Origin of the sequence: Micromonospora sp. BL4 (assembly GCF_003667505.1) — a bacterium.
GTDB lineage: Bacteria > Actinomycetota > Actinomycetes > Mycobacteriales > Micromonosporaceae > Micromonospora.
The window spans coordinates 1-423 of sequence record NZ_RCVJ01000033.1 but is presented as its reverse complement, the minus strand read 5'-3'; the positions used below and the strand labels follow the sequence as shown (position 1 = coordinate 423).

Sequence of the window (423 nt, the reverse complement as noted above, 5' to 3'; positions counted from 1 at the left end):
CATCACGCCTTCGCGCACCGTCGCCATCTGCGGGCGGTGTTCCGGGTTCACGATGGTGGCAACGATGTTGCCGCCGAACGCCGGGCGAATCTGGCAGAGCTGGTTTTCGTAGAATTTCTTCACGCCGCCGATGCTCATTTCGAAGCTGTCGATTTCGAGTTCGGTACAGTCGGCGGTAAGGCCGCTGTGCATGGCGCGGGAAATACGCGGGCCGAGGTCACGGCCAATCACCGTTGCACCGAGCAGGCAAATCTGCGGCTGTTCTTCCTTGAAGAGGTTCACCACGAGCGATGCGTGCGGGTTGGTGGTGTAGGGGAAGAGCCCTTCGGCGTCAAATACGTGGACCTTGTCCACACCGTAGGGGAACACCTGCTTTTCAATTCCGTCGAGGCCCTTGCCTGCGCAGATGCACTCGAGCTGAAC

Annotated in this window: 1 protein-coding gene; it reads right to left on the bottom strand. The window is 60.0% G+C overall.

Translation table 11 applies throughout. The features are described 5' to 3' along the window. Positions 1 to 423: electron transfer flavoprotein subunit alpha/FixB family protein (locus EAD89_RS00725; RefSeq protein WP_305034179.1), on the bottom strand; the 423-nt coding region annotated here is incomplete at both ends.